This window comes from Pseudoduganella sp. S-14, from assembly GCF_049913285.1.
GTDB lineage: Bacteria > Pseudomonadota > Gammaproteobacteria > Burkholderiales > Burkholderiaceae_D > Rugamonas.
On record NZ_CP183991.1, the window covers coordinates 242,829 to 269,333 of the forward strand.

Sequence of the window (26,505 nt, forward strand, 5' to 3'; positions counted from 1 at the left end):
ACGTTGAAACGCCGACATCTTTGCATGAAAGCACGTGCGGCGCTCATTCCAAAAAGTTATAACGCAGCGGAAACTCTTGGACTTTCATTACCTAAGCGGTCGACCGCCGATACCACCACGCTGCGGGCCGGCACGCCATTATCGTCGGTCAGCACCACTTCGCTGCGGCCGGCAGGAACCACGTTGAAACGCCATTCTTCGCCGTAGTGCGCCCAGATCGCAAGGTGGGTGGCACGGCCGGCGTTGCCAAGGGTAAGCGACAGTCCGCTGGCGTGGCGCTTGACTGCCACCGTCGGTGGCGGCGGCGCTTCACTGCCCAGCCATGGCGACGCCGGCACCAGCGCCGGTCCCTGGTAGCTGGTGGCTTTCAGGTGGTCGCTCACGCCTTTGCGGTTCTGCATCAGGGCCGCCATGCTGAAATGGATATGGCCATTCGCGTTGCCGCGGCTGCGCATGACGCCGACCTGCTGCACGATTTCATCCGCGCTGAAGGACTTGCTGCTGTCGTCGATGCGACTAGTGTACAGGCCCGGCCAGATATGGCGGCCACGCTTGTTCTGCCCCAGCCAGTAATCGAGCAACACCGGGAACGCTTGCGGCTGCTGCGCGATTGGCCAGTACAGCTGCGGGGCCAGGTAGTCGAGCCATCCGTTTTGCAGCCACAATTCGGCATCGGCATACAGCTTGTCGTATTGGCTGAAGCCCTGGATGCCGGGCGGGCGACGGTCCGGGCGGCCAATGCCGAAGGGGCTGATGCCAAAGCGCACCCACGATTTTTCCTTGTGGATGCCGGTGTAGAGCGCTTCGATCAGCTGGTTGACGTTCTGGCGGCGCCAGTTGGCGCGGTCCAGGGTGCCGCCGCCTTGCAGGTAGCGCTGGTACGAGGCGCCGTCGGGGAAATCCAGCTCGGGCTTGTTGCCGTTCGACGGCGCGTCCAGCGCCGCCTCGCCGCCATTGGCGCCGGGCGCTTCGATCGGATAAGGGTAGAAGTAGTCGTCAATGTGGACGCCGTCGATGTCGTAACGGCGCACCACGTCCAGGATCACGTCCAGCGTTTGCTGGGCGGCGGCTTCCTCGCCGGGGTCCATCCACTGGAATTTGCCATATTGGCGCACCACTTGCGGCCTGGTGTTGGCTACATGCTCACGCGCATTCGGCGTGCGGGCGGCTGAATGGCGGGCACGGTAGGGATTGAACCATGCGTGCAGTTCGAGGCCGCGGGCATGGGCCTGCGCGATCCAGAAGGCCAGCGGGTCCCAGGCTGGCTCGGGGGCTTTGCCTTGCTGGCCGGTGAGGAATTCGGACCAGGGCTCGAGCCTGGACGGGTAAATGGCGTCGGCGCTCGGGCGCACCTGCAGCACGATGGCGTTCAGGTGCAGCGCCTTGGCGCGGTCGAGGATGGCAAGGGCTTCGGCCTGCTGGCGCGCCGGCGGCAGGTTGCTGCGGCTAGGCCAGTCGATGTTGGCGACCGTCGACACCCAGGCAGCGCGGAATTCGCGCGGCGCAGCAGGCGGCTGTTCGCCGGTAATGCGTTGCTGCACCGGCGCCGGGCTTGCAGCCGTGACCGGGGCCGGCGCATTGCCGCTCCCGCCACCGGAGGGTGGTGCCGCGGCTTCGCCGGCGGCTGGCACGGTCGGCGTCGACGAACACGCCCCCATTAATGCGGCCACGCCGGCCGCGGCGGCGGCTATGGTCAGCCGCCTTTTCGCATTAAAAGCCAAAACCAAATCCTCACATCAGCAGGAGCCGTATTCTACCTATTCCCGGCCAAAGTCCGGATCTATCTTGATCAGTGCCGTCATGATGAAGGCCGGCACGGTTGCCGTGCAGACATAAATGAAGAAGTGCTGGTAGCCGAGATACTCCTGGATGGCGCCGCTGGCCATCTGCGGAATCATCATCCCCAGCGCCATGAAGCCGGTGCAAATTGAATAATGCGCGGTCTTGTGTTCGCCCTGGCTGACCATGATCATGTACATCATGAACGACGTGAAGCCGAGCCCATAGCCGAACTGCTCTACTGCCAGGCAAGTCGCGATCCAGGCGAAGTTTTGCGGTTGCGCCTGCGACAGGTAGACGAAAATCAGGTCCGGAATATGGATCGCAATCGCGAAAGGCCACAGGCAGCGCTTAAGGCCAAAGCGCCCGATCAGCCAGCCGCCTGCCAGGCCGCCGAGGATCAGGCCGACGATGCCGATCGTGCCGTAGGCAATGCCCACAGCGGCGGTGTCCAGGCCAAGACCGCCCTTCTCCAGCGGGTCTTTCAGGAACGGCACCACCATCTTCAGCAACTGCGACTCGCCAAGGCGGAACAGCAGCAGGAACAGCAGGATCACGACAATGCCGTCCTTGCGGAAGAAAGCGGCGAACGTTGCGAAGAACTCTTGCATCGGCGCCGACGAATGCGCGGCCGGCTTGTCTTCCTCCGGCCTTGGCAGCACGAGGAAGTGATAGAGCGCCAGCGCCAGGAAGACCGCGCCCGTCACGCCGAAAGTGATGGCCCAGGCCATGTGCGGGTTGCCGTGATATTTGATGATTTCGCCCGCCAGGAACAGCAAGCCGCCGTTGCAGGCCACGTTGGCCGCGCGATAGAAAGTGCTGCGCACGCCAACGAATTCCGCCTGCTGCTTCTGCCGCAGGCCGAGCATGTAAAAGCCATCCGCCGCGATATCGTGAGTGGCGGAGCTGAAGGCCATCAGCCACATGACGCCGAGGCTAAGCTGGAAAAAGTTCGACAGCGGCAGCGTGAAGGCGACCGCCGCCAGCGACACGCCCAGCACCATCTGCAGGAGGGCGACCCAGGAGCGCTTGGTGCCGAACATTTCGATCAGGGGAGACCACAGCGGCTTGATGACCCAGGGCAGGTACAGCCAGCCGGTGTAGAACGCCATCTCCGTGTTGGAGATGCCAAGGTCCTTGTACATGGCGGTGGACAGCGCCATCACCACGAAATAGGGAATGCCCTGGTTGAAATACAGTGTCGGGACCCAGCCCCAGGGGCTGCGTTGCTGCGCTCGATCCATTACGTCCTTTCTGGTCGGCCGGACGCGCGCAGGGGCGGATCAGATGGTGAGTGCGCCGCGCACGCTGCCCCCGGCCTGGTCCAGCAAGCTTGCCGCCTGCTGCACCGTGGTTTTCTTTAACAGGGCGACCACCGCCACTTTGACGTGGAAGCCGCACTGTTCCAGCGCTGTGCGGGCTGCCGCTTCATCGGCGCCGGTGGCGTGCATGGTGAGCCGCACCGTACGCGCGTACAGCTTCGCATTGGTCGGCTTCAAGTCTACCATCAAGTTTCCATAAACCTTGTTCAGGCGCACCATGAGCGCGCTGGAAATCGTGTTCAGCACGATCTTCTGCGAGGTGCCCGCTTTCAGGCGCGTGCTGCCGGAGATGATTTCATGGCCGGTGTCGAGGGTGATGCCGATTTCAGCCTCCTGCGTGAGCGGCGAACCAGGGTTGTTGGCGATGCCGACGGTCAGCGCGCCGGTCTTGCGCGCGGCTTCGATGGCGCCCAGCACATAGGGCGTCGTGCCGGATGCGGCCAGCGCCAGCACGACGTCATCCGGGCGCGGGTCCAGGGCCTGAAGGTCGCGTGCGCCCTGTTCGCGGTCGTCTTCCGCACCTTCCACCGCCTTGAACATGGCTTCGGTGCCGCCGGCAAGGATGGCGACGGCACGTTCGTGCGGCCAGGAGAAGGTGGGATAGAGTTCAACGCTGTCGAGCACGCCGAGCCGGCCCGAGGTGCCGGCCCCGACGTAGAGCAGGCGCCCGCCCGCTTCGATGCGGGGCACGATTGCTTCGACTGCCTTGGCAATGGCGGGAATGGCGGCGCGCACGGCTTGCACCGCATTCAGCTGGTCATCGGCAAAGGCGGCGACCAGTTGCTCTATGGGATATTGGTCCAGCTCGCGATGTTGTGCACTGGGCGTTTCGGTCTTCAGCATGGAACGAGTGTAATGCCAAATTGCCGGGCCGGCCCATGACGGGACTTGCGAAGCTTATTCCCCCAGGTTATGCGGCGCGGCCTACGCGGCGCGGCGCATCTCCGCCACGAAGTCGTAATGATCGCTGCGGCAGTAGGAATGCGTCAGCTCGATCGCCTGGCCCGACTCAAGATAGGCGATACGGGTAATAAACAATACAGCCTGGCCTTCCGGCACTTCCAGCTGGCGCGCCAGTTCGGCCGAGGCATTCATGGCGCGGATATGCTGCAGCGCGCGCGCCGGACCCTTGCCGACAGAATCCAGGTATTGGTAAAGCGAATCGCCGATCAGTTCCGGATCAGGAACGATGGTTTGCGGCAGCACCGAAACCTCATACGCCATCACCACGTCATCGGCCAGGCGCAAGCGTTCCAGGCGCGCCACGCGGGTGTTCGGCGACAGGCCGAGGCTAAGCTGTTCGTCGGCGCTGGCGGCCACCAGCGCGCGCTTGAGCCAGCGCGATCCGGGCTTGTAGCCGCGCTGCGAAAGTTGTTCCGAGAAGCTGGTCAGGTTCGACAGCGGTTGTTCGATGCGCGGCGCAATGTAGTTGCCTGAACCGCGGCGGCGCACCACGAGGCCCTGGTCCACCAGCTGGTCGATGGCCTTGCGGGCGGTCACGCGCGAAACGTTCAGCAATTCCGAGAGGGTTCGTTCCGAAGGAAGCGCCTGGTCGACCTGGTAACGTCCGTTTCGAACATCGTCGCTCAACTTGCGGGCAATCTGCATGTACAGCGGCGAATTGTCTTGTTGATCTGGTTTGAATTCAACGCTGGTGAGGCTCATTACATTTCTCCTATAACTGCTAGTGTAATAGCGAAAGAGAAATCACGCTGCTCTTTTCATAGTTGCTTTCGCGCCCGATACAGCGGGGTTATAGGCAGATAATCAGTTTTCATTAGCAGTCCGAAAGGACAGCACCGTATGCTGCGTGCAAAAGGAGAATCCATGCAAAAAGCTTTGCGCGCCTTGGCCGGCGCAGTACTGCTGGGCAGTATCGGCAACGTTTCGGCCAGCAAGCTGGATGCGGAACTGGCAGCGATCGTCAACGATGCGCAGCGGCCGCTTTCGGGCTTGTCCGTACTAGCCATCCGCGATGGCAAGGTGGCTTACCAACAACAGTTCGGCCTGCGCCGGCTTGATACGACGGGCCGCGGCATCACCGCGCCCGTCACGCCACAGACCATGTTCCGTATTGCATCCATCTCCAAATTGATGACCACTTTAGGCCTGATGAAGCTGGCCGAAGAAGGCAAGCTCAAGCTCGACACCGACGTCGGCGAGTATCTTGGCTTTACGCTGCGCAATCCCAATTACCCGTCGCGCGCCATCACGCTGCGGCATTTGCTGAGCCACACGTCAACGCTGCGCGATGACGACGGTTATTCCTGGCCCGCTGGCGCCGCCTTGCGCGATGTGCTGGTGCCGGAAGGGAAGATGTGGGCGCACGATGGCGAGCCCGGCCAGTACTTCACGTATTCCAACCTGAACTGGGCTGTAATCGGGACCATCATGGAACGCGTGACCGGCGAGCGCTTCGACCGCCTGATGAAACGCTTGCTGCTGGCGCCGATGGGTCTGCGCGGTGGCTATAACCCTGCCGAATTCAGCTCCCAGGAAGTAGCGGATACCGCGACGCTGTACCGGCGCCGCACCCGCGATACAGAAATCTGGGACAGCAAGGGGCCGTGGATTGCGCAGGTCGACAACTTCGGCGTGTCCGCGCCGCAGGACCCGCCTGGCCTCGACAAGTATGTGATCGGCACCAATGCCACGCCCTTCAGCCCGACCGGCGGCCTGCGCATCTCGGCCAGCGACATGGGCAAGGTCATGCTCATGCTGATCAACAACGGCCGCCATGAAGGCAGGCAGCTTATCAAGCCGGCATCACTGGCCCTGATGTTTGGCGAGCAATGGCGCTTCAACGGCAGCAATGGCGATACGCTGAAAGGGCTCTACCATAGCTGGGGGCTGGGCGCGCAGCGCTTTGCCGACGTGCGGGGAAATATGGGCGGCATGCCGAGCGATGGCCGTTTCCATGCGCTTGGCCACTTGGGTGAAGCCTATGGCCTGGTGTCCACCTTCGCCGTAGACTTGAAGAAGAAGCAGGGGATCGTGTCCCTGATCGGAGGCTTTGCCAGCGACCCGGAGGCTGATCCGGGCCGGCAATCGGCGCACACGCGTGCCGAGGAACAGATCCTTGATGCGATTTACCAACGCGCCATCCTGCGCCGCCGCGACTGAACTACAATAGGCTAATTTTCCACAAGGCAACACAATTCGGGGATCGGATGGCGAGAGCACGGCAAGTGGTGGTGATTGGCGGCGGCGTAGTCGGCCTGGCGTCAGCGTGGTGGCTGCTGGAAGCAGGCTTCCGCGTGACCCTGCTCGAACGCGCCCCGACCGTTGCCAGTGCCGCCAGCTATCGCAATGGCGGCCAGCTCAGCTATCGCTACGTCTCCCCGCTGGCCGACGAAGGGGTGCCCAAAAAAGCCCTGCAGTGGCTGTTCGAGCGTGACGGCCCATTTCGCTTCCGCCCGGAAGCCGATTACCGCCAGTGGCGCTGGATGGCGCAATTCCTGGCCAACTGCAATGCGGAGGCGAACGCCCGCACGACCGCCAAGCTGCTGCAGCTCGGCGAATTGAGCCGCCTGTCGCTGTCCCTGCTGGAGTTGAAAATTCCGCTGTCGCAATTCAATTGGCGCAATGCCGGCAAGCTGGTGGTGTACCGCAGCGATGAAGCGTTCAAGGCAGCGCTGGACAAGCCCGATAACGATGAAAATCGCGCCGTGCTGTGGGGCCGCGATACGGCCCGCATCGAGCCGGCGCTGGCCGAGTTGGCGCCCAAGCTGGCGGGCGGCATCTTCAATCCCGGCGAAGCCGTGGCGGACTGCTATGCCTTCTGCCTGGCGCTGGAAAAGCGCATCTATGCCCACCCGCGCTTCGAGCGCTGCATGCACACGGCAGCGCGCACCATTTTCGTCGAAGCCGGCAAGGTGACGGCAATCGAGACCGACGCCGGCTGGCTGACCGCCGACCATTACGTGCTCGCCGCCGGCATCCAGAGCCGCGACCTGGCTGCCACGGCCAACCTCGACCTGCCCATGTATCCGCTGAAAGGCTACAGCCTGACGGCGCCGATCCGCAGCGAACACGTGGCGCCCAATATCAGCGTGACCGATTTCGAGCGCAAGACGCTGTATGCCCGCATCGGCAAGCAATTGCGGATCGCCGCGATGGTCGACATGGTGGGCGAAAGCACGCGCATCGACCGCCGCCGCATCGCCAGCCTGTCCCGCCTGGCGCGCGAATCGATGCCGCATGCCGCCGACTACGACAAGGCGGAAGCCTGGGCCGGCCTGCGTCCCGCCACGCCGAACAGCGCCCCCATCATCGGGCCCACGCCTTACCCCAACCTGTGGCTCAACGTCGGCCATGGCCCGCTGGGCTTCACCTTCGCCTGCGGCAGCGCCAGCCTGCTGGCGACACTGATGCAGGGCAAGGAGCCGCCGTTTGAGCTCGACTGCCTGGCCTACAAGGTCTAGTTCAGGTATTTCGCAGGCACGGCCTCGGTCAGCCAAACTCCGTTTTCCGAGATATAGAAGAAGTGGCCGTCGCGCGCCATCTGGCCGGCTTCCACGGTCAATACGACGGGCTTGCCATGCCGGCTGCCCACTTTTTCGGCAGTTGCGTGGTCGGACGAGAGGTGCACATGCTGGCGCGCGGCCGAATGCAGGCCGCTTTCGCGGATCGAACCAAGGAAACGCGTGGCGGTGCCATGGTACAGGCGTTCCGGCGGCGTCTGGGGTGGCAGTCCGAGCGCGATTTCAACGGAATGGCCCTGGTTGGCCCGGATTTTCGTGCCATCCGCGCTGATCGCGAATCGCTTCTTATCGCTGTTTTCAACGATGAATTCGATCTGGGAGCGGTTCAAATTCGTTCCGCGGGCGTTGGCAAGGGCAATCAATTCGTCGATCGATGCCCATCCATTCTGGTCCAGTACGAGCCCGATTTCTTCCGGTTTGTGACGCAAGACCAGGCTCAGGAACTTGCTTTGACTGACTTCGTTCATGACCGCCATATTAGCACCTGCCACTGTCGGCTTTCTTTACCCTGCAGCTGGACGGCCCCTTCTCTTGCGCAAAATGAGGAGGGCGAAGCCCAGGCCCAGCAAAGCGAAAGTGCCTGGCTCAGGCACAACCGCCACCACAGGCAACTGGACCGGCGGCTCAACAAGCGGCGGCGAGCCGGTGGCTGCAGGTGGAGTCAGCGGCAATGTCACGTCTGGCGCCCTGGCGGGCGGACCTGCTGCAGGCAAAGGCGGCGGCAGGCCATTGAACGCCGCTCTCTGGCCGAGTTCCGTCGGCGGCCTGCGATTGAAGTAGGAGGCAGGGGGCCTGCTGTAGTTCATGTAGCTGAAGTCGATGCTGTTGACGGTATAGGGGGACTGCGGCGATCCGCTTGGATCCGCTAGGGCCTGGCCGCCTGGCAGGATGGCGCAGGCCAGCAGGCAAGACTTGAACATGGCTTCAGCTTTCATTTTGCGCTCCATGACGAGTTGGCGAAACTTCAAGCTTGAAGAAGCATCAACCGTACCTGCACCTAAGTCGCTGATTATCCGGTCCGTTGCTGGTTGAACCGGACCATGCGTAAAATTTTGCGACGCGCGCAGCCACGCCACGCGGCACTCATTCCCAGGGATTGGGTTCGTCGATGCGCTTGAAGAAGTCCCGTACGCCGGCTTGCTCGTATCCCTGTATCAAAGGCACGGCCAGCAGAATTGCCCCCTGGTTCATCGCAAGGAGGTAAGGCCTGTCGTGCGTAACCCATACTTTGAAATCATCGCAAAAATGATTGAGCATGGCGCCAACCTCATTCTTTTCGAAAGAACCACGCAACAGCTTGATGGGCGCGACTTTTACGGTCACTCGCGTACCGGGTTCCGGGAACTGGCTGCCAGGGATTTCGGCGGTCGTCGCAATCACCAGTGTCGGAGCGCGAGCTATCACCCTTTTTTCCCACTGGGTCTGGGCTCGCTCCCAATAAGCGCGCGCCGCTTCCGGATCAACGGGCATGTCGCGTGGCGGCTGGCATGCAAGGGCCGGCGAAGTCATGGCGACCGCAAAGGTCAGCGCGAATAAGGATGCACGGATTTTCATTTTGGCAATTATAGCTTTCCAGTCCGGATGTCGGTGCCAACCCGTATGACCTCGGGAAGACACGCCAGCCGCTGTTATGGCGGATAATGGCGAGATGTCCAAATCCAAGACCCCTGTCGGCTGCCCATGCGGCGGTCCTTCTTTTGCGACTTGCTGCGGCCCTTTTATCGAAGGCAAAGCCCTGCCGGAGACGGCTGAGCAACTGATGCGCTCCCGTTATTGCGCCTATACACTGCAGAACGAGCCGTATTTGTTGTCGACCTGGCACGAAAGCACCCGTCCGACCGAGCCGATTATTAACCCGGACGAAAAGCTCCAATGGCTGGGACTTGAGGTAAAATCTGCTTTACGTTTACGTCAACGTAAAGCAGAAGCCCAGCCGAACGAGGATTTTGTCGAGTTCGTCGCCCGCCTGCGCGTGAATGGCCGTGGCCAGCGTCTGCATGAGCTGAGCCGCTTCCTGCGCGAACCGGGCGAAGGTGGCTTGCGCTGGTTTTACGTCGACGGCGAATTTCCAGAATAAGAGAAGAGGACGACAATGCCGCATATCGAAAGCAAACTCAATCCGCGCAGCGAGGACTTCAAAGCCAACGCCGACGCCATGCAAGCCCTGGTCGACGACCTGCGCGCCAAGGTCGCCAAAGCGGCGCAAGGCGGCGGCGAAGCGGCCTGCGCCAAGCATGTGGCACGCGGCAAGCTGCTGCCGCGCGACCGCGTACAGATGCTGCTCGATCCCGGCACGCCTTTCCTTGAGTTCTCGCAGCTGGCTGCCTTCGATATGTATGAAAACGCCGCTCCGGCAGCGGGCGTGATCACCGGCATCGGCCGCGTGAACGGCCAGGAATGCGTGATCGTCTGTAACGACGCCACCGTGAAGGGCGGCACTTACTACCCGATGACGGTGAAAAAACACTTGCGCGCGCAGGAGATCGCCGAGCAGAACAACCTGCCGTGCATCTACCTGGTGGACTCGGGCGGCGCCAACCTGCCGAACCAGGACGACGTGTTCCCGGACCGCGACCACTTCGGCCGCATCTTCTTCAACCAGGCCAATATGTCGGCCAAGGGCATCCCGCAGATCGCCGTGGTGATGGGTTCCTGCACCGCCGGCGGCGCTTACGTGCCGGCCATGTCGGACGAATCGATCATCGTGAAGGAACAGGGCACCATCTTCCTGGGCGGCCCTCCGCTGGTGAAGGCGGCAACCGGCGAGGTGGTCTCGGCCGAAGATTTGGGCGGCGGCGACGTGCACACCCGCCTGTCCGGCGTGGCCGACCACCTGGCCAAGGACGATATGCATGCGCTGTCGATGGCGCGCACCATCGTCTCCAACCTGAATCGCCAGAAGCCGCAACAGGGCGTGCTGCGCGAAGCGGTGGAGCCGAAATACGCGCCGGAAGAACTGTACGGCGTGATCCCGGTCGATACCCGCAAGCCTTTCGATATCCGCGAAGTGATCGCGCGTATCGTCGACGGTTCCGAATTCGATGAATTCAAGGCCCGCTACGGCACTACCCTGGTGTGCGGCTTCGCCCATATCTACGGCATGAAGGTCGGCATCATCGCCAACAACGGCATCCTGTTCTCCGAGTCCGCGCTGAAGGGCACGCACTTCATCGAACTGTGCTGCCAGCGCAAGATCCCGCTGGTCTTCCTGCAGAACATCACCGGCTTCATGGTCGGCCGCAAGTACGAAAACGAAGGCATCGCCCGTAACGGCGCCAAGATGGTGACCGCCGTCGCTACTGCGTCCGTGCCGAAGTTCACCGTGATCATCGGCGGCTCCTTCGGCGCCGGCAACTACGGCATGTGCGGCCGCGCCTATTCGCCGCGCATGTTGTGGATGTGGCCTAATGCGCGCATCTCCGTGATGGGCGGCGAACAGGCGGCAGGCGTGCTGGCCACCGTCAAGCGTGACGGCATCGAAGCCAAGGGCGGCCAGTGGAGCGCCGAGGAAGAAGCGGCCTTCAAGCAGCCGATCAAGGAACAGTACGAAGTGCAGGGCCACCCTTACTACGCCTCCGCGCGCCTGTGGGACGACGGCGTGATTGATCCGGCCGACACCCGCATGGTGCTGGGCCTGGGCCTGTCCGCCGCGCTCAACGCGCCAATCCCGGACACCAAGTTCGGCGTGTTCCGCATGTAAGGAGAGGGCGACCATGACCTACGAAACCCTGACCGTCGACATCGACGACAAGATCGCCACCGTCACCCTGAACCGTCCGGAGGTGCGCAATGCCTTCAACGAGCATTCGATCAACGACCTGGCGCGTGCCTTCTCGGAGCTGGGCCGCAACGAAAACGTTCGCGCCATCGTGCTGGCAGGGAACGGCCCGGCCTTCTGCGCCGGCGGCGACCTGAACTGGATGAAGAAGATGGCCCATTACACCCACGAGGAGAATGAGGCCGACGCCATGCAGCTGGCGCAAATGCTGCGCACTATCTACCTGTGCCCGAAACCGACCGTCGCGCGCGTGCATGGTGATTGCTATGCGGGCGGCATGGGTCTCGTTTCCGCATGCGACATCATCGTCGCCGTGCCGGAAGCGAATTTCTGCCTGAGCGAAGTGAAACTGGGTTTGATCCCCGCGACCATTTCGCCGTATGTGATCAAGGCGATGGGTGAGCAGGCTTCGCGCCGCTATTTCCTCACCGCCGAACGTTTCAGCGCCGCCGAAGCCCACCGCATCGGCATGGTGCACGAACTGGTTGCCGCCGACGCACTGGACGCCAGGATGGCGGAAGTGCTGAAGGCGCTGGTGACCAACAGCCCGAACGCGGTAAAGGAAGCCAAAGTGCTGGTACGCGACATCGCCGGCAAGCCGGTGAACGATGCGCTGCTGGCCGATACGGCCAAACGCATCGCCCACATCCGCGCTTCCGAGCAGGGCCGCGAAGGCGTGACTTCCTTCCTGGAGAAGCGCAAGCCGGGCTGGCTGAATTGAACGGAGCAGTTTTTGGAAGCAAACCAACAAAGCGATTGGGTAGCACGTAGCCTGAAGTCAGTCTGGCACCCGTGCACCCAGATGCAGCACCACGAAACGGTACCGCTGATTCCCGTCAGCCATGGCCGCGGCGTGTGGCTGTATGACCATCAAGGCAACCGCTACCTGGATGCGATCAGCTCCTGGTGGGTGAACCTGTTCGGCCATGCCAACCCGCGCATCAACGCGGCGCTGCGCGAACAGCTCGACATGCTGGAGCATGCGATGCTGGCCGGCTTCACCCACGAGCCGGTGATCCAGCTCAGCGAACGCCTGGCGGCGCTGACCCAGCATCAGCTGGGCCACGCCTTCTACGCCTCGGATGGCGCGTCGGCGGTCGAAATCGCCTTGAAAATGAGCTTCCACGCCTGGCGCAACATGGGCCAGGGCGACAAGCAGGAATTCGTTTGCCTGAAGGGCAGCTACCACGGCGAGACGATCGGCGCGCTGGCCGTGACCGACGTTGCGCTGTTCAAGGATGCTTACGGCCCGCTGCTGCGCGCCACGCAGACCGTGATGTCGCCGGATGCGCGCCAGGCCGGCGAAGGCGAAACGGCGGCCGACGTGGCGCGCCGCGCCGCTGCCGATGTCGAACGCTTGTTCACCGAACGCGCCGGCAAGATCGCCGCCATCATCATCGAGCCGCTGGTGCAGTGCGCCACCGGCATGGCGATGCACGACCCGCTCTACCTGAAACTGGTGCGCGAGCTGTGCGACAAGCACGGCGTGCACCTGATCCTGGACGAAATCGCGGTCGGCTGCGGCCGCACCGGCACTTTCTTCGCCTGCGAACAGGCAGGCATCTGGCCGGACTTCCTGTGCCTGTCGAAGGGCATCAGCGGCGGCTATCTCCCGCTGTCGATCGTTCTGTCACGCGACCAAATTTACCAAGCGTTCTACGATGCCGACGTGACGCGCGGCTTCCTGCACTCGCACTCGTACACCGGCAACCCGCTGGCCTGCCGTGCGGCCCTGGCCACGCTGGACATCTTCGCCGAAGACCATGTGCTGGAAGCGAACAAGGCGCGCTCGCGCAAGCTGACCGCGGCCCTGGCGCCGCTGGCCAACCACGAGCACACCAAGAACTTCCGCAACCGCGGCATGATCTGGGCCTTTGACGCCGTTGGCGCGACCCAGGGATTTTCGCGCCGCTTCTTCACCGAGGGCACGAAGCAGGAACTGCTGCTGCGCCCCATCGGCAATACCGTGTACCTGATGCCGCCGTACATCCTCAACGACGAGGAGATCGATGGACTGGCTGCGCGCACCTTGTCGGTGTTTGAGAAAACGCGGGTGGGCTGACCATGGAACTGCTCGCAAAACTCGACCAGCAACTGCAAGCGCTGGATGACAAAAGCCTGATCCGCAAGCGGCGCTCGGTCGAAACGGCCTGCGCGCCGCGCATGACGGTCGATGGCCGGGAACTGCTGGCCTTCTGCAGCAACGACTACCTCGGCCTGGCAGCGCATCCGCGCGTGGCTGAAGCGATGCACCAGGGGATTGAACTGTACGGCGCCGGCAGCGGCGCCGCGCACCTGGTCAGCGGCCATAGCCGCGCGCATACCCTGCTGGAGCAGCGCCTCGCAGAATTCATGTCACCGCACCTGGTGGAGGCGCAGGCGCTGTATTTCTGCACCGGCTACATGGCCAACCTGGCCGTGGTGACCGGCCTCGCCGTCGGCGACAAGGACACTGAAATCTTCAGTGAAGCGCTGAATCACGCATCGTTGATCGACGGCGCCCGCCTGGCACGCACCAAGGTTTCCGTCTACCCGCACGCCGATGTGGCTGCGCTGGGCGAGCTCCTGGCCGCCAGCACCGCCAGCAACAAGATCGTTGTGACGGACGCCGTGTTCAGCATGGATGGCGACCTGGCCGACCTGCCGGCGCTGCTGGCCCTTTGCGAACAACACAAGGCCTGGCTGGTGGTGGACGATGCCCATGGCTTCGGCACGCTGGGCGAAAACGGCCGCGGCGCGCTGGAGCACTACGCCCTGCGCTCGCCTTACCTGGTCTATGTCGGCACACTGGGCAAGGCCGCCGGCGTGGGCGGCGCGTTCGTGGCGGCGCACCGCACCGTGGTGGAAACGCTGATCCAGCGCGCCCGCCCGTATATCTTCACGACCGCTGCGCCGCCTGCATTGGCGCATGCCCTGCAAGCCAGCCTGGATATCATCTGCGGCGAAGAAGGCCGTGAGCGCCGCGCCCACCTGCAGGCGCTGGTGGCACAATTGCAGGACAGCCTGCACCTGGAACGCTGGCGATTGCTGCCGTCGCAGACGGCCATCCAGCCAATCATCATTGGCGAGAACGACCAGACCATGCGCATGTCCGCCGCGCTGTATGAACAAGGCATCTGGGTAGGCGGCATCCGCCCGCCGACCGTGCCAGCCGGTACTGCGCGCCTGCGCGTCACGCTGTCCGCCGGCCACACCGCTGACGACGTGCGCCGCTTGACAGACGCGATTAACGAATTAGAAAGGACCTGATATGGCGCTTGAAGACCCTGTCATCGCTCCTGAACCTCAAGCCGCGGCGGCCGCCGATGGCCTGCCGCCGCGCTTCGCCTGCTTCGTGGCGGGCACCGACACCGAAATCGGCAAGACCCTGACGTCTTCCGCGATGCTGTATTCCCTGGTGCGTAATGGAGTGCGCGCCTGCGGCATGAAACCCGTCGCCGCCGGTGCGGTGATGAAGAACGGCCAGTTGCACAACGACGACGCCGACCAGCTGATCGAAGCAAGCAACGTGCACTTGCCGCAAGCACTGACCACTCCCTTCATGCTGAAAGAGCCGGCTGCACCGCATATCGCCGCCGCCCTGGAAGGTGTTGAAATCGATCCGGTGCCGATCCTGGCCGCCTACGTGGAAGTCGCTGCCGCAACGGACGCCATCGTGGTGGAAGGCGTGGGCGGTTTCCGCGTGCCGTTGACCGACGACTTCGACACCGCCGACCTGGCCCAGCAGCTTGCGCTGCCGGTGGTGCTGGTGGTGGGCCTGCGCCTGGGCTGCATCAACCACGCGCTGCTGGCGGTGGAAGCGATCGAGTCGCGCGGCCTGAAGCTGGCCGGCTGGGTCGCCAACACCCTGGAATTTGAAATGAACTTCGCGGACGAGAATATCGCCGCACTGGCAGCGCGCATTCCGGCGCCGCTGCTCGGCCGCATCCCCCGACTGGCGAAACCCACCGCCGCCGCCGCCGCCGAATACCTGAACTTCACGTCCCTGCCGAACTGGCCGGGCCGCCGCACCAAGTAAGAGAGGAAGAACATGTCCCTGCAAGAACCTAAAGCCGTCCAACTGCACCGCCCAACCGCCGCGATCAAGCTGCCGGAAGCCGCCACCTGGCCCCTGGAAGACGTGATGGCCCTGTACGAACTGCCATTCAACGATTTGATGTTCCGCGCACAGGAAGCCCATCGCGCCCACTGGCCGGACGGCGACGTCGAACTGGCGACCCTGCTCTCGATCAAGACCGGTGGCTGCGAAGAGGACTGCGGCTACTGCCCGCAAGCTGCGCGCTACGATACCGGCGTGGAAGCCAAGAAGATCCTGGACCTGGACACCGTGCTGGACGCCGCCAAGCAGGCGAAAGACAACGGCGCCACCCGTTTCTGCATGGGAGCCGCATGGCGCAGCCCGAAAGAACGCGACATGGAAAAAGTCGAAACCATGGTGCGTGAAGTGAAGGCCATGGGCCTGGAGACCTGCGCCACCCTGGGCATGCTGGAAGCCGAACAGGCGCAGCGCCTGAAGGATGCGGGCCTGGACTACTACAACCACAATCTGGATACTTCGCCGGACTTCTACGACAATGTGATCTCCACCCGCCAGTACCAGGACCGCCTGGACACCCTGGGCCACGTGCGCAACGCCGGCCTGAAGGTCTGCTGCGGCGGCATCGTCGGCATGGGCGAAACGCGCGAACAGCGCGCCGGCCTGATCGCGCAGCTGGCCAACCTGAATCCATACCCAGAGTCGGTGCCGGTCAACCACCTGGTGCAGGTGGAAGGCACCCCGCTGCACGGCCTGGACAAGCTGGACCCGCTGGAATTCGTGCGCACCATCGCCGTCGCCCGCATCACCATGCCGAAAGCGCGCGTGCGCCTGTCCGCCGGTCGCCGCGAACTGGGCGAAGCCGTGCAGGCCATGTGCTTCATGGCCGGCGCCAACTCGATCTTCTACGGCGACAAGCTGCTGACCACCGACAATCCGGAAGCGAACGACGACCGCGCCCTGCTGGCGAAGCTGGGCCTGCCGACGCGCGGCGCCGTGCTGGACTCCGTACAAAAAGAAGCCTGCGGCTGCTAAGAAAAAATTCAAAAAAGAGTAGAGAGAGACATGTTCAAAAAAATCCTGATTGCCAACCGTGGCGAGATCGCTTGCCGCGTCGCTGCAACGGCACGCCGCCTGGGCATCAAGACCGTCGCCGTGTATTCGGACGCGGACGCCAATGCCAAGCACGTCGCCGTCTGCGACGAAGCGGTGAACATCGGCCCTGCCGCCGCCAAGGAATCTTACCTGTGCGGCGACAAGCTGATTGCCGTGGCGCTGGCCACCGGTGCGGAAGCGATCCACCCGGGCTATGGCTTCCTGTCCGAGAACGCCGAGTTCGCGGACGCCTGCGCCGAAGTTGGCCTGGCCTTCATTGGCCCGCCGGCTTCCGCCATGCGCGCCATGGGTTCGAAATCCGCTGCCAAGCAGCTGATGGAAAAAGCCAACGTGCCGCTGGTACCGGGCTATCACGGCGACAATCAGGATGCAGGCTTCCTGCAAGAACAAGCCGATCGCATCGGCTACCCTGTGCTGCTGAAGGCTTCGGCCGGCGGCGGCGGCAAGGGCATGCGCGTCGTCGAATCGTCGGAGGCGTTCAAGGATGCGCTGGCATCCTGCAAACGCGAAGCGATCAGCTCCTTCGGCGACGACAAGGTACTGGCGGAAAAGTACCTGCAGCGCCCGCGCCACATTGAAATCCAGGTGTTCGCCGATACCCACGGCAACTGCATCTACCTGTTCGAGCGTGACTGCTCAGTGCAGCGCCGCCACCAGAAAGTGTTGGAAGAAGCGCCGGCACCGGGCATGAGCGCAGAGCGCCGCGCGGCGATGGGTGAGGCAGCCGTTGCCGCTGCGCGCGCCGTGGGCTACGTCGGCGCCGGCACGGTGGAGTTCATCGCCAACCAGGACGGCAGCTTCTACTTCATGGAGATGAACACGCGCCTGCAGGTTGAGCATCCGGTAACCGAAATGATCACCGGCACCGACCTGGTGGAATGGCAGATCCGCGTCGCCGCCGGCGAAACCCTGCCGAAGAAGCAGGAAGAACTGACCATTAACGGCCACTCGATCGAAGCGCGCATCTATGCAGAGAATCCGGAGAAGGGCTTCCTGCCGTCGATCGGCACGCTGCGCCACCTGGAAACGCCAGCCGCGGCCAACTTCGAGCTGGGCGGCGTGCCCGGCCATCCGGCTGCCGTGCGCATCGATTCCGGCGTACGCGAGAACGACGCAATTTCGCCTTTCTACGATCCGATGATCGCGAAGCTGATCGTGTGGGGCGCAGACCGCAAGCAGGCGCTGGCCCGCATGGCACAAGCGCTGTCGCAATACCAGATCGTGGGCCTGGCGACCAATATCGCCTTCCTGAAACGCCTGGTGGAAGGCGACGCCTTCGCCAACGCCGACCTGGATACCGGCCTGATCGAACGAAATCACGACGCGCTGTTCCCTCCGGCCCGCTCGATTCCGGTTGCTGCCGTGGCGCTGGCCGCGGTATCGCTGATCGAAGAAGAGAAGGACAAATCTGCCGCGCAATCGGGTGCAAACAAGGGCGATCCATGGGGCCAGGCGCTCGGCTGGCGCATGAACTTCCATTACGCCCGCAAGCTGGCTTTCAGCGACGAACATGGCAAGCAGTACGCGCCGATGCTGACCTACCTGCCGCACGGCTGGCACTTCGAGATCAAAGGCCTGGAAGTCGACCTGTCGCTGTTCAGGCAGGACGGCGTGGACCTGAGCATCAAGCTGGGCGAAACCTCCGTGCATGGCACCGTGCGCCGCGATGGCGATGTGTTCCATGTGTTCACCGGCGGCGGCCATTATGTGCTGGACTATAACGACCCGATGGCGCATGCCGGCGAGTCCGAGGCCGAAGGCGGCCGCCTGACTGCGCCGATGCCGGGCAAGGTCGTCGCGGTGCTGGCCGAGAAGGGCAAGGAAGTGAGGAAGGGCGATGCGCTGGTCATCATGGAAGCGATGAAGATGGAGCACACCATCTCCGCCCCGCATGACGGCGTGGTCGAAGAGATCCTGTACGCAGTGGGCGACCAGGTGGCAGACGGCGCGCCGCTGCTGGCCTTCAAGACCGCCGCTTAAGGAGAGCCGCATGCGCATCCTGCTTTATCGCGCGGATGGCAATACCGCTCCCTGGATCAAGGATTTCGCCGAATTCATGCCGGAGGCCGAAGTCGTCGTCTGGCGCGAAGGCGTCGGCGAGCTCCCGGCCTGCGACTACGCAGTGCTGTGGACGCCGCCGCAATCCATGCTGGCCGACCTGGCGCGCGTGAAAGCGATCTTCCTGACCGGCGCCGGCGCCGACGCGATCATGAAGTACTCGCACGCGATTCCGCCGCATATCCCGATCGTGCGCTTGAATGACGCGGGCATGGGCATACAGATGGCGGAATACGTCACGCATGCCGTGCTGCGCTATTTCCGCCGGCTCGACGAATACGAGGCACAGGCCCGCGCCGGCGCCTGGCTGCAACTTGAAGCGCGTGACAAGGCCGATTTTTCGGTGGGCGTGATGGGCGTTGGCGCGCTCGGCTCACGCGTGATCGAGGCTTTGCGTCCATTCGAGTTTCCGTTGCGCGCCTGGAGCCGGTCGCCAAAATCGCTGGCTGGCGTTGAATCCTTCCATGGCGACGAGGGGCTGGACGCTTTCCTCGGCTCGTCGCGCGTGGTGGTGTGCATGCTGCCGCTGACGGAAGAGACCACCCACATCCTCAACCGCGCGAACTTGATGAAGCTGCCCCAGGGCGCTTACATCATCAACGTTGGGCGCGGTGCGCATATTTCCGAACCGGACCTGCTATCGCTGATCAAGTCCGGCCAAATCGCGGGCGCCATGCTGGACGTGTTCCGCAACGAGCCGCTGCCGGCGCAGCATCCGTTCTGGCAGGAGCCGCGCATTACGATCACGCCGCATATTTCCGCACTGACGTTGCGCCGCGAAAGTGTGGAGCAGATGGCCGGCAAGATGCGCCAGCACGCACGCGGCGAAGAGGTCGCCGATGTCATCAATCGCACAAAGGGATACTGAAATGAGTTTGCCAAAGAAGGTCAAGATTGTTGAAGTGGGCCCGCGCGACGGGCTGCAGAATGAAAAGGGCGACGTGCCGGCCGACGTGAAGATCGAGCTGGTGAACCGCCTGACGGAAGCGGGCTTCCCGAATATCGAAGCGGCATCCTTCGTGTCGCCGAAGTGGGTGCCGCAGATGGCGACTTCGAAAGAAGTCATGGCGGGCATCACCCGCAAGCCGGGCGTGATCTACTCCGCGCTGACGCCGAACATGCAGGGCTTTGAAGCCGCGCTGGCGGCGGGCGCCAATGAAGTGGTGATTTTCGGCGCAGCGTCTGAAGCATTCTCGCAGAAGAACATCAACTGCTCGATCGCAGAATCGATCGAACGCTTCGTACCGGTCGCCAAAGCGGCCAAGGATGCCGGCCTGCGCCTGCGCGCTTCGGTCAGCACGGCGTTTGGCTGCCCATACCAGGGCGAGGTATCGTTGGATTCCGTGGCCTATGTAGTGGGCCGCATGCGCGACCTGGGTTGCGACGAGATCGATATCGCCGACACTATCGGCGTGTCGACTCCGCGCAAGACCCAGGCGGTGATGGAGCGCGCAATCAAGGAATTCCGCGCCGAGTCGCTGGCGGGCCACTTCCACGATACCTACGGCCAGGCGCTGGCGAACATCTACGCCTCAATGGAACTGGGGATCGAGATCTTCCACTCCTCCGTATCAGGCCTGGGCGGCTGCCCTTATGCCAAGGGCGCTACCGGCAACGTCGCCACTGAAGACGTGATCTACATGATGAATGGTCTCGGCATTGAGACCGGCGTGGACCTGGACAAAGTGGTCGACGCCGGCCAGTTCATCTCCAGCTTCCTGGGCCGCAAGGCCGCCAGCCGCGCCGGCAATGCCATTGCCGCCAAGCGCGCAGGGTAAGGCGCATGGCCAGGTTCTTGAAGAATTGGGGTCTCTGCCTGGCGTTTGGCGCCGGCATTGCACCTGCGCATGCCGCAGTGTCCCCCGCAGGAAGCAAAGGACATGGTTCAGCAGCAGGGACTTCAAGCTGGTGGAGCGGATGTACGCGCCCAAACGGGATGGCGCGGATGCCAGGACTGCAGCCATGGGCACGGCCGTACGCTTTCACATGAGCGCCAATCAAAGCCGAAAAGTACTCGAGGCTGCTTGCGAGGGCAGCTGAGGCGAAATTGCCTGGAAGATAGGCAATCAGTCAGCTTTCCTCCGAACGGCCGCGTTGCAGGAACACTTCCCGCAGCGCGGCCGCTGCGCGCTGCAGCGCTTGCCAGTTGGGCGTTGCGAACAAGGCTTCAAGAGGTGGCAGGGGATGCGGCGCTCCAGCCGCGATATCACTCCAGGTGCGCGCGAACTGCGCGATGCCGTTGCGCTCCTCTGCCGAGAAGACCGGTTCAGTGAAATGCTGCTTCCAGTCTGGCGTTACCCAATCCTCCCATTGATTCAAGACTTCGTCCGCCGCCGACATGGCCGGCGCGGAAGCTTGCAGTTGGCGTTGTGCGTCAAAAGAGCTGGCCAGTTCCAGGTATTCAATGATGCGGTTGCGCACGCGGCGCAGGCCAACTGGTTGCTCCGGCACGGAAGCGCGCGGGGTGCGCAGCCAGTAGTACAAGTCATAAGTCGTAGCGCTTTCCGGCGCCCATCCATCCGGGATATCGGTCTTTTGCTGCCACAACGGGAACCAGTGCGGATCGCGAACATGTTCAGAGCCTGTGGCGGTGCCGCCGAACTGCACGTATCGCACTTGAGCTTCAGCCAGGCTGTGCACATTTGCGCCGCTGGCCAGGAAGGGGGAGTAGAGTTGCGGCAGGTCGTCGTGCCAGTCGCAGACTGGGCACGCTGCAAGTGAGCCGGGCGCGCCGGCGAAGGTGGCGTATCCGCAGCAAGGGCAGGTGTACATGGCTCTGATCCTAATGCAGAAAAAAAAAGACCTGCACGAATGCAGGTCTTTTTTCTGAAACTTGGTCGGAGTACAAGGATTCGAACCTTGGACCCTCTGCTCCCAAAGCAGATGCGCTACCGGGCTGCGCTACACTCCGAAGAAGCAAGATAATACAAGCTGGACAGGGGGCCGTCAACCCCCAATTTAAAAGTTGGAGAATTTTGATGCCTTATCGAACGCCGAGATGGCGTATAGCGGCCGGTATCGTTATGTCTTTGCTGCTGCACCTGGCAGCGGTGATCTTTGTGCGGCTGCCCGAACCGCGCAATGTGGCCGACTCCCGCACCTGGCTGACGAAAGTTGAAGTAAGGATAGTTGCGCCACCTGAGCCACCGGAACCGAGACCGAAGGCGCAGCGCAAACCGGAGCGCGTTGCAGCCGCCGAACCGCGCCGCCAGGCGCGTCGTGCAGAGCCTCGCAAGAACGCTGCCAAGGAAGAATCCGAGCTGGCAATGCAGCCAGCCCGCACATCCGCGCTGGTGCTGAGTCCCGCCGAGCCGGAGGCAGCGCCGCACTTCGACCGCGAAACCGCGAAAGCCGCCGCGCGCGACATTGCAGGCGAGCTGGAAAGTGCCCCGCTTAAAATGCGCGAAACCCGGGAAGAAAAGCTGGCCCGGCAAATCCAGAACGCCGCCCGTCCCCATTGCAAGGACGGCATCCCCGGCGGCCTGTTGGCCCCGCTCTACCTGCTGATGGATAAGAAAGACAGCGGCTGCAAATGGTAGAGCCGTAGTTATTGTTTCAGCTTGAGCGCGCGGTCGTAGAGGGCGTTCTTCTTTTTGCCGGTGATCTGGGCGGCGAGGGCGGCTGCTTGTTTAACCGGCAACTCGGCGAGCAGGATTGCCAGGATGCGGTCGGTTTCGGCGTCGTGGCCTTCTTCGGCTGGCGGCGCGCCTTCGACCAGGACCACGAATTCGCCTTTTTCATGGTTCGCGTCGGATTTCAACCAGCTGACCGCTTCGCCCAGCAGGCAGCGGTGGATCTGCTCGAACAGCTTGGTTACTTCGCGGGCGAAGACGACCTGGCGCTCGGCGCCGAAGGCGTCGGACAGCGCCTGGGCACACTCGACAATCCGGTGCGGGGCTTCGTAGAACACCAGCGTCGCCGGCGCGGACGCCAGCCCTTGCAGCACGGCTTCGCGTTGCTTGGCCTTCGATGGCAAAAAGCCAACAAAGTGGAACTGGTCGTTGACCAGGCCGCTGGCCGACAACGCGGCCACGGCGGCCGAGGCGCCCGGCAAAGGAATCACGCGCAGGCCGGCGGCGCGCACGGCATCCACAATGCGGGCGCCGGGATCGGATACCGCCGGGGTGCCGGCATCCGATACCAGGGCGATACGCTCTCCGGCCTGCAGGCGGGCGATCAGGCCTTGCGCCGCTTCGCGCTCGTTGTGCATATGGGCCGCGACCAGGGGCTTGTGCAGGCCGAAGCGGTTCATGAGCTGGGCGGTATTGCGCGTGTCTTCGCAAGCTACTGCGTCGACCAGCGACAGCACATGCAAGGCGCGCAGGCTAATGTCAGTAACATTGCCAATAGGCGTAGCCACCACGTATAAAGATGCCGTAGGATAGTTCTGGTGGACGGTCTCGCCGAGGATTGGTAAGCCGGCGAGAGGGCTGGAATCTTGTGCTGTCATTGGGGGAAGGATGCTGTTTAAAAATATCAATAAACTGATACTCTGCGTTGCCGCGGCCATGCTGGCCAGCGCTTGTAGCACGCCGTGCGACGCGCCCGGGGGATTGTGCGCGCCAATCACTTCGGTGACAAGTGCGCCGCCTGCCGTTGCCAAGGCGCCGCGGCCAAAACCGCCGGCGCCGCCGCCTGAACCGGAAGTCGTGGTCGAAACCTTCGCCGTGCCGTCGCCGGAAGATGCGGCGCGGCCGTCAAGTATCATGCAGGTCGTCCCTCAGCCGGCAGAAAATGCCGATGGCAAGCGCGCTTACCGCATTGCCCTGCTGCTGCCGCTGCGCTCGGAGGCCCTGGGCCGTGCTGCCGATGCCTTGCGCGCCGGTTTCATGGCGGCGCTGGAGCGCGACAGCCATGGCTTTGAAGTCAACGTTGTGGAAACCGGCGATGCGCCGCAGGAAGTGCTGTCCGCTTACGTCACGGCCCAGGAAAAGAACGATATGGTGGTCGGGCCGCTGGCCCGTTCCGCCGTCACCGCCATTGCTGCCAGCCCGCTGGTGCAAAAGCCGACCATCGCGCTGAACCACCCCGAGTTGCGCGGCGATCCCCAGGTTCCGCCGCAAATGCTGACGATCGGCCTGTCCATCGAGGATGAGGCGCGCCAGGTGGCCGAGTGGGGCGCGCGCGAAAATCCTTCCGCCACGGCGCTGGTCATTTCCGGCAATACGTCGTGGCAGAAGCGCATTGCCAGCGCCATGAGCGCGCAGTTGCAGCGCCTGGGCCTGCGCCCGCGCAACGTTGACCTGGCTCCGCTCAACGGCTACCTGCAAGACTCGGAGCTGGTGGCCTTGCGCGGCCGCCTGCAAAGCGAGCCGGCCGGCGTGCTCTTCGCGGCGCTGGATCCGGACCAGCTGCGCCAGCTCAAGATCGCACTGTCGGCCCCGCCGCTGGGCGAGCTCCCCGTGTATGGCACGTCTTCCCTGAACCCGGGCCGCACCATGTACCGCGCCGGTCCTGAACTGGACGGCGTTCGACTGCTCGACCTGCCATGGCTGGTGCAGCGCGACCATCCGGCGGTGATGAGCTATCCGCAGCCGGTGCCGCGCGACGAGGCGCGCATCAGCGCCGACATGGAGCGCGTGTATGCGCTGGGGATCGATGCCTTCCGCATCGCCCGCGAGATTGCCCTCCAGCCGCAGCGCCGCTTCCAGCTCGATGGCGTGACCGGCCAGTTGACCATCGATTTCGGCAACGGGCCGCCCTGGTTCGAGCGGATCGAAGTGCCGGCCGAGTACCGCAACGGCGTGCCGCTGCCGCTCGCCCAGTAAGGAAAACCATGCCCCGCACCGAACTCCAGGAGATCGGCCGGGGCGGCGAAGACCGCGCCTTGGCCTACCTGCAGCAGCAGGGGCTGACGCTGGTCGAGCGCAATTTCCTGTGCAAGACGGGGGAGCTGGACCTGGTCATGCGCGATGGCGAGCACCTGGTGTTCGTCGAGGTCCGGGAACGCAATAATCCCTGTTTTGGTGGCGCCGCCGCCAGTATTTCGCCTGCCAAGCAGCGCCGCGTCCTGCGGGCCGCCCAGTTTTACCTGCTCCGTTTTGCCAAAATGCCACCGTGCCGCATCGATGTGGTGGCCATCGACGGCGAGCGCATTCATTGGCTGCGCAACGCTATCATTGATCAAATGTAAGCATTTTTAACAGCGCTTGTGAGGCCCGCCAAGCCACTGCACTATAATTACGCACACTATGACCAATCAACGCATCCTCTCGCACTTCCACGAAAGTGCTGAACTCAAGATCCAGTCCGCAACCGTCCTGGCGCAGCCTATCGCGCAGGCGGTGGAACTGATGTTCTCTGCCCTATCGAACGGCAACAAGATCCTGGCCTGCGGCAATGGCGGCTCGGCGGCTGACGCCCAGCACTTCGCTGCGGAGCTGGTGGGCCGTTTCGAGCGTGAACGCTTCCCGCTGCCGGCAATTTCGCTGGCAACCGACACCTCGATCCTGACCGCCGTGGCCAACGACTACAGCTACCGCGAGATCTTCTCCAAGCAGGTGCAGGCGTATGGCCAGGCTGGCGACATCCTGCTGGCGATTTCCACTTCGGGCAATTCGGCCAACGTGATGGCGGCAATCGAAGCGGCGCTGGAGCGCGAGATGCGCGTAGTGGCACTGACCGGCAAGGGCGGCGGCGCGATTGGCAAGATGCTGACCGATGCCGACGTGCATATCTGCGTACCGGCCGATCGCACCGCCCGTATCCAGGAAATCCACCTGTTGACCATTCACTGCATGTGCGACGGCATCGACGTTGCACTGTTCGGAGGAGATGTAAATGAATAAAGCCCGTCCACTTTCGCTGGCCGTGATGGCTGCGGTCCTGGCGAGCACCACCCTGTCCGCTTGCGCCCCGATCCTGGTCGGCGGCGCGGTTGCCGGCACCCTGGCGGCGTCGGATCGCCGCACCCTGGGCGCGCAGACCGAGGACAAATCGATCGTGGTCAAGGCCGAGGTGAAGATGCCTAACATCGCCGGCAAGAGCGCCCACGTCAACGTGAACAGCTTTAACCGCCGCGTGCTGCTGACCGGCGAAGTGCCTGACGACGAGACCAAGGCCAAAGTGGAGCGCGAAGTGCGCGCCATCGACGGCGTGCAGAACGTGACCAATGAACTGGAAGTAGGCTTCTCCTCCAGCTACACCTCGCGTTCCAACGATGCGCTGATCACCTCCAAAGTCAAACTGAGCCTGGCCGATGCCAAGGATATCTCGGCCAATTCCTTCAAGGTCGTCACCGAGAAGGGCGCCGTGTTCCTGATGGGCCGTGTGACCCAGCGTGAAGGCGTGCAGGCGGCCGACATCGCGCGCGGCGTGGCCGGCGTGACCAAGGTCGTGAAAGTATTCGAATACATCACCGACGACGACGTCAAGCAGTACCAGCCGTCCCAGCAGGCTTCCCAAGGCTAAAGAAATATCATGAGTACGGGCTCCAGGGCGTGGGTTAAACCGGCAATTGCGCTTGCCGTCATTGCCGGCATCGGCTTCACGACATACCAGTCGCTGAACAAGCACCAATCCGCGCCTGCGGTCACCTTCCTCGGCATCAAAGGGGAAAAGATCACGCCCGAGAGCCTGAAAGGCAAAGTGGTGATGGTGAATTTCTGGGCCACCTCGTGCACCACCTGCGTGGCCGAGATGCCCGAAATGGTCGAAACGTACAACAAGTACAAGGGCCAGGGTCTGGAATTCGTCGCCGTGGCAATGAAGTACGATGCGCCCAACTACGTGGTCAACTTCACCGAAACCCGCCAGCTGCCTTTTAAAGTAGCGCTGGACGTGACCGGCGACGCCGCCAAGGCCTATGGCGACGTCTCCATGACGCCGACGACCTTCGTCATCGACAAGGACGGCAACATCATCAAGCGCTATGTGGGAAAGCCGGAATTCCCGGCCCTCCACGCGCTGCTCGAAAAAGCCCTGAAGGGCTGA

General features: G+C 63.2%; 27 protein-coding genes and 1 tRNA gene. 18 read left to right on the forward strand and 10 right to left on the reverse strand.

From position 1 onward, the window contains the following. Positions 1 to 56 precede the first annotated feature (56 nt). From ACN9MZ_RS01080 to ACN9MZ_RS01095, 4 genes are all read right to left on the reverse strand, one after another. A complete protein-coding gene (locus ACN9MZ_RS01080; RefSeq protein ID WP_426340503.1) occupies positions 57 to 1,727 on the reverse strand; it encodes a glycoside hydrolase family 10 protein in 1,671 nt (556 codons plus the stop codon). Positions 1,728 to 1,757: 30 nt separating this feature from the next. After that, on the reverse strand, positions 1,758 to 3,023 hold the full coding sequence (locus ACN9MZ_RS01085) for an MFS transporter (protein WP_426340504.1): 1,266 nt from the start codon (positions 3,021 to 3,023) through the stop codon (positions 1,758 to 1,760). Between the two features lie 39 nt (positions 3,024 to 3,062). Continuing rightward, positions 3,063 to 3,944: an N-acetylmuramic acid 6-phosphate etherase gene (murQ, locus tag ACN9MZ_RS01090; protein WP_426340505.1), complete on the reverse strand. Its 882-nt coding sequence runs from the start codon at positions 3,942 to 3,944 to the stop codon at positions 3,063 to 3,065. An 81-nt stretch (positions 3,945 to 4,025) separates the two neighbouring features. Beyond that, on the reverse strand, positions 4,026 to 4,766 hold the full coding sequence (locus ACN9MZ_RS01095) for a GntR family transcriptional regulator (protein WP_426340506.1): 741 nt from the start codon (positions 4,764 to 4,766) through the stop codon (positions 4,026 to 4,028). A gap of 162 nt (positions 4,767 to 4,928) precedes the next feature. Here ACN9MZ_RS01095 and ACN9MZ_RS01100 point away from each other — a divergent pair, with 162 nt between their 5' ends. Then, complete coding sequence (locus ACN9MZ_RS01100; RefSeq protein WP_426340507.1) at positions 4,929 to 6,224, forward strand: serine hydrolase domain-containing protein; 1,296 nt, start codon at positions 4,929 to 4,931, stop codon at positions 6,222 to 6,224. Between the two features lie 47 nt (positions 6,225 to 6,271). Next, entirely contained in the window at positions 6,272 to 7,525 is a 1,254-nt protein-coding gene (locus ACN9MZ_RS01105; protein WP_426340508.1) for a D-amino acid dehydrogenase, read from the forward strand. On the opposite strand, the gene ACN9MZ_RS01110 is transcribed toward ACN9MZ_RS01105, so the two are convergent. The 3 genes from ACN9MZ_RS01110 to ACN9MZ_RS01120 all read right to left on the reverse strand — a co-directional run bounded on the left by ACN9MZ_RS01110 (position 7,522) and on the right by ACN9MZ_RS01120 (position 9,139). Next, a complete protein-coding gene (locus ACN9MZ_RS01110; protein ID WP_426340509.1) occupies positions 7,522 to 8,052 on the reverse strand; it encodes an RNA 2'-phosphotransferase in 531 nt (176 codons plus the stop codon). The two genes, ACN9MZ_RS01105 and ACN9MZ_RS01110, sit on opposite strands and share 4 nt — an antisense overlap. Before the next feature lie 36 nt (positions 8,053 to 8,088). Beyond that, positions 8,089 to 8,520 carry a PEP-CTERM sorting domain-containing protein gene (locus ACN9MZ_RS01115; RefSeq protein WP_426340510.1) on the reverse strand — a complete coding sequence of 144 codons (432 nt, stop codon included), beginning with the start codon at positions 8,518 to 8,520 and terminating at the stop codon, positions 8,089 to 8,091. Between the two features lie 148 nt (positions 8,521 to 8,668). Continuing rightward, a complete protein-coding gene (locus ACN9MZ_RS01120; protein WP_426340511.1) occupies positions 8,669 to 9,139 on the reverse strand; it encodes a hypothetical protein in 471 nt (156 codons plus the stop codon). A 94-nt stretch (positions 9,140 to 9,233) separates the two neighbouring features. On the opposite strand from ACN9MZ_RS01120, the gene ACN9MZ_RS01125 reads away from it, so the two are divergent. Genes ACN9MZ_RS01125 through ACN9MZ_RS01170 form a run of 10 tightly spaced genes read left to right on the forward strand, consistent with a single transcriptional unit; the run spans position 9,234 to position 20,351 of the window. After that, positions 9,234 to 9,662: a YchJ family protein gene (locus ACN9MZ_RS01125; protein ID WP_426340512.1), complete on the forward strand. Its 429-nt coding sequence runs from the start codon at positions 9,234 to 9,236 to the stop codon at positions 9,660 to 9,662. A gap of 15 nt (positions 9,663 to 9,677) precedes the next feature. Then, positions 9,678 to 11,285, forward strand: a complete 1,608-nt coding sequence (locus ACN9MZ_RS01130; RefSeq protein ID WP_426340513.1) for a carboxyl transferase domain-containing protein — start codon at positions 9,678 to 9,680, stop codon at positions 11,283 to 11,285. A gap of 13 nt (positions 11,286 to 11,298) precedes the next feature. Further along, a complete protein-coding gene (locus ACN9MZ_RS01135; protein WP_426340514.1) occupies positions 11,299 to 12,084 on the forward strand; it encodes an enoyl-CoA hydratase/isomerase family protein in 786 nt (261 codons plus the stop codon). A 12-nt stretch (positions 12,085 to 12,096) separates the two neighbouring features. Then, complete coding sequence (bioA, locus tag ACN9MZ_RS01140) at positions 12,097 to 13,425, forward strand: adenosylmethionine--8-amino-7-oxononanoate transaminase (protein ID WP_426340515.1); 1,329 nt, start codon at positions 12,097 to 12,099, stop codon at positions 13,423 to 13,425. A 2-nt stretch (positions 13,426 to 13,427) separates the two neighbouring features. After that, complete coding sequence (gene bioF, locus ACN9MZ_RS01145) at positions 13,428 to 14,612, forward strand: 8-amino-7-oxononanoate synthase (RefSeq protein WP_426340516.1); 1,185 nt, start codon at positions 13,428 to 13,430, stop codon at positions 14,610 to 14,612. Between the two features lies 1 nt (position 14,613). Continuing rightward, the gene (gene bioD / locus ACN9MZ_RS01150) at positions 14,614 to 15,381 is read left to right on the forward strand and encodes a dethiobiotin synthase (RefSeq protein WP_426340517.1); all 768 of its coding nucleotides are present in this window, start codon (positions 14,614 to 14,616) and stop codon (positions 15,379 to 15,381) included. A 12-nt stretch (positions 15,382 to 15,393) separates the two neighbouring features. Continuing rightward, on the forward strand, positions 15,394 to 16,434 hold the full coding sequence (bioB, locus tag ACN9MZ_RS01155; protein ID WP_426340518.1) for a biotin synthase BioB: 1,041 nt from the start codon (positions 15,394 to 15,396) through the stop codon (positions 16,432 to 16,434). Between the two features lie 30 nt (positions 16,435 to 16,464). Further along, on the forward strand, positions 16,465 to 18,495 hold the full coding sequence (locus ACN9MZ_RS01160) for an acetyl/propionyl/methylcrotonyl-CoA carboxylase subunit alpha (RefSeq protein WP_426340519.1): 2,031 nt from the start codon (positions 16,465 to 16,467) through the stop codon (positions 18,493 to 18,495). 10 nt (positions 18,496 to 18,505) lie between these two features. Beyond that, positions 18,506 to 19,441: a 2-hydroxyacid dehydrogenase gene (locus ACN9MZ_RS01165; protein WP_426340520.1), complete on the forward strand. Its 936-nt coding sequence runs from the start codon at positions 18,506 to 18,508 to the stop codon at positions 19,439 to 19,441. Position 19,442: 1 nt separating this feature from the next. Then, a complete protein-coding gene (locus ACN9MZ_RS01170) occupies positions 19,443 to 20,351 on the forward strand; it encodes a hydroxymethylglutaryl-CoA lyase (protein WP_426340521.1) in 909 nt (302 codons plus the stop codon). Positions 20,352 to 20,643: 292 nt separating this feature from the next. Here ACN9MZ_RS01170 and ACN9MZ_RS01175 read toward each other — a convergent pair whose 3' ends face one another. Both ACN9MZ_RS01175 and ACN9MZ_RS01180 read right to left on the reverse strand, forming a co-directional pair. Then, on the reverse strand, positions 20,644 to 21,345 hold the full coding sequence (locus tag ACN9MZ_RS01175; protein ID WP_426340522.1) for a CPCC family cysteine-rich protein: 702 nt from the start codon (positions 21,343 to 21,345) through the stop codon (positions 20,644 to 20,646). A gap of 62 nt (positions 21,346 to 21,407) precedes the next feature. Then, positions 21,408 to 21,484, reverse strand: a tRNA-Pro gene (locus tag ACN9MZ_RS01180). Positions 21,485 to 21,596: 112 nt separating this feature from the next. On the opposite strand from ACN9MZ_RS01180, the gene ACN9MZ_RS01185 reads away from it, so the two are divergent. Further along, positions 21,597 to 22,112: a hypothetical protein gene (locus ACN9MZ_RS01185; protein ID WP_426340523.1), complete on the forward strand. Its 516-nt coding sequence runs from the start codon at positions 21,597 to 21,599 to the stop codon at positions 22,110 to 22,112. An 8-nt stretch (positions 22,113 to 22,120) separates the two neighbouring features. Here ACN9MZ_RS01185 and rsmI read toward each other — a convergent pair whose 3' ends face one another. Further along, complete coding sequence (rsmI, locus tag ACN9MZ_RS01190) at positions 22,121 to 23,023, reverse strand: 16S rRNA (cytidine(1402)-2'-O)-methyltransferase (RefSeq protein WP_426340524.1); 903 nt, start codon at positions 23,021 to 23,023, stop codon at positions 22,121 to 22,123. Positions 23,024 to 23,033: 10 nt separating this feature from the next. Here rsmI and ACN9MZ_RS01195 point away from each other — a divergent pair, with 10 nt between their 5' ends. Genes ACN9MZ_RS01195 through ACN9MZ_RS01215 form a run of 5 tightly spaced genes read left to right on the forward strand, consistent with a single transcriptional unit; the run spans position 23,034 to position 26,505 of the window. Next, the gene (locus tag ACN9MZ_RS01195; protein WP_426340525.1) at positions 23,034 to 24,341 is read left to right on the forward strand and encodes a penicillin-binding protein activator; all 1,308 of its coding nucleotides are present in this window, start codon (positions 23,034 to 23,036) and stop codon (positions 24,339 to 24,341) included. A gap of 8 nt (positions 24,342 to 24,349) precedes the next feature. Continuing rightward, the gene (locus ACN9MZ_RS01200; RefSeq protein ID WP_426340526.1) at positions 24,350 to 24,706 is read left to right on the forward strand and encodes a YraN family protein; all 357 of its coding nucleotides are present in this window, start codon (positions 24,350 to 24,352) and stop codon (positions 24,704 to 24,706) included. Positions 24,707 to 24,764: 58 nt separating this feature from the next. Then, positions 24,765 to 25,361, forward strand: a complete 597-nt coding sequence (locus ACN9MZ_RS01205; protein ID WP_426166765.1) for a phosphoheptose isomerase — start codon at positions 24,765 to 24,767, stop codon at positions 25,359 to 25,361. Next, the gene (locus tag ACN9MZ_RS01210; RefSeq protein WP_426340527.1) at positions 25,354 to 25,983 is read left to right on the forward strand and encodes a BON domain-containing protein; all 630 of its coding nucleotides are present in this window, start codon (positions 25,354 to 25,356) and stop codon (positions 25,981 to 25,983) included. Before ACN9MZ_RS01205 ends, ACN9MZ_RS01210 begins: the two co-directional genes overlap by 8 nt. Positions 25,984 to 25,992: 9 nt before the next feature. After that, a complete protein-coding gene (locus ACN9MZ_RS01215) occupies positions 25,993 to 26,505 on the forward strand; it encodes a TlpA disulfide reductase family protein (protein WP_426340528.1) in 513 nt (170 codons plus the stop codon).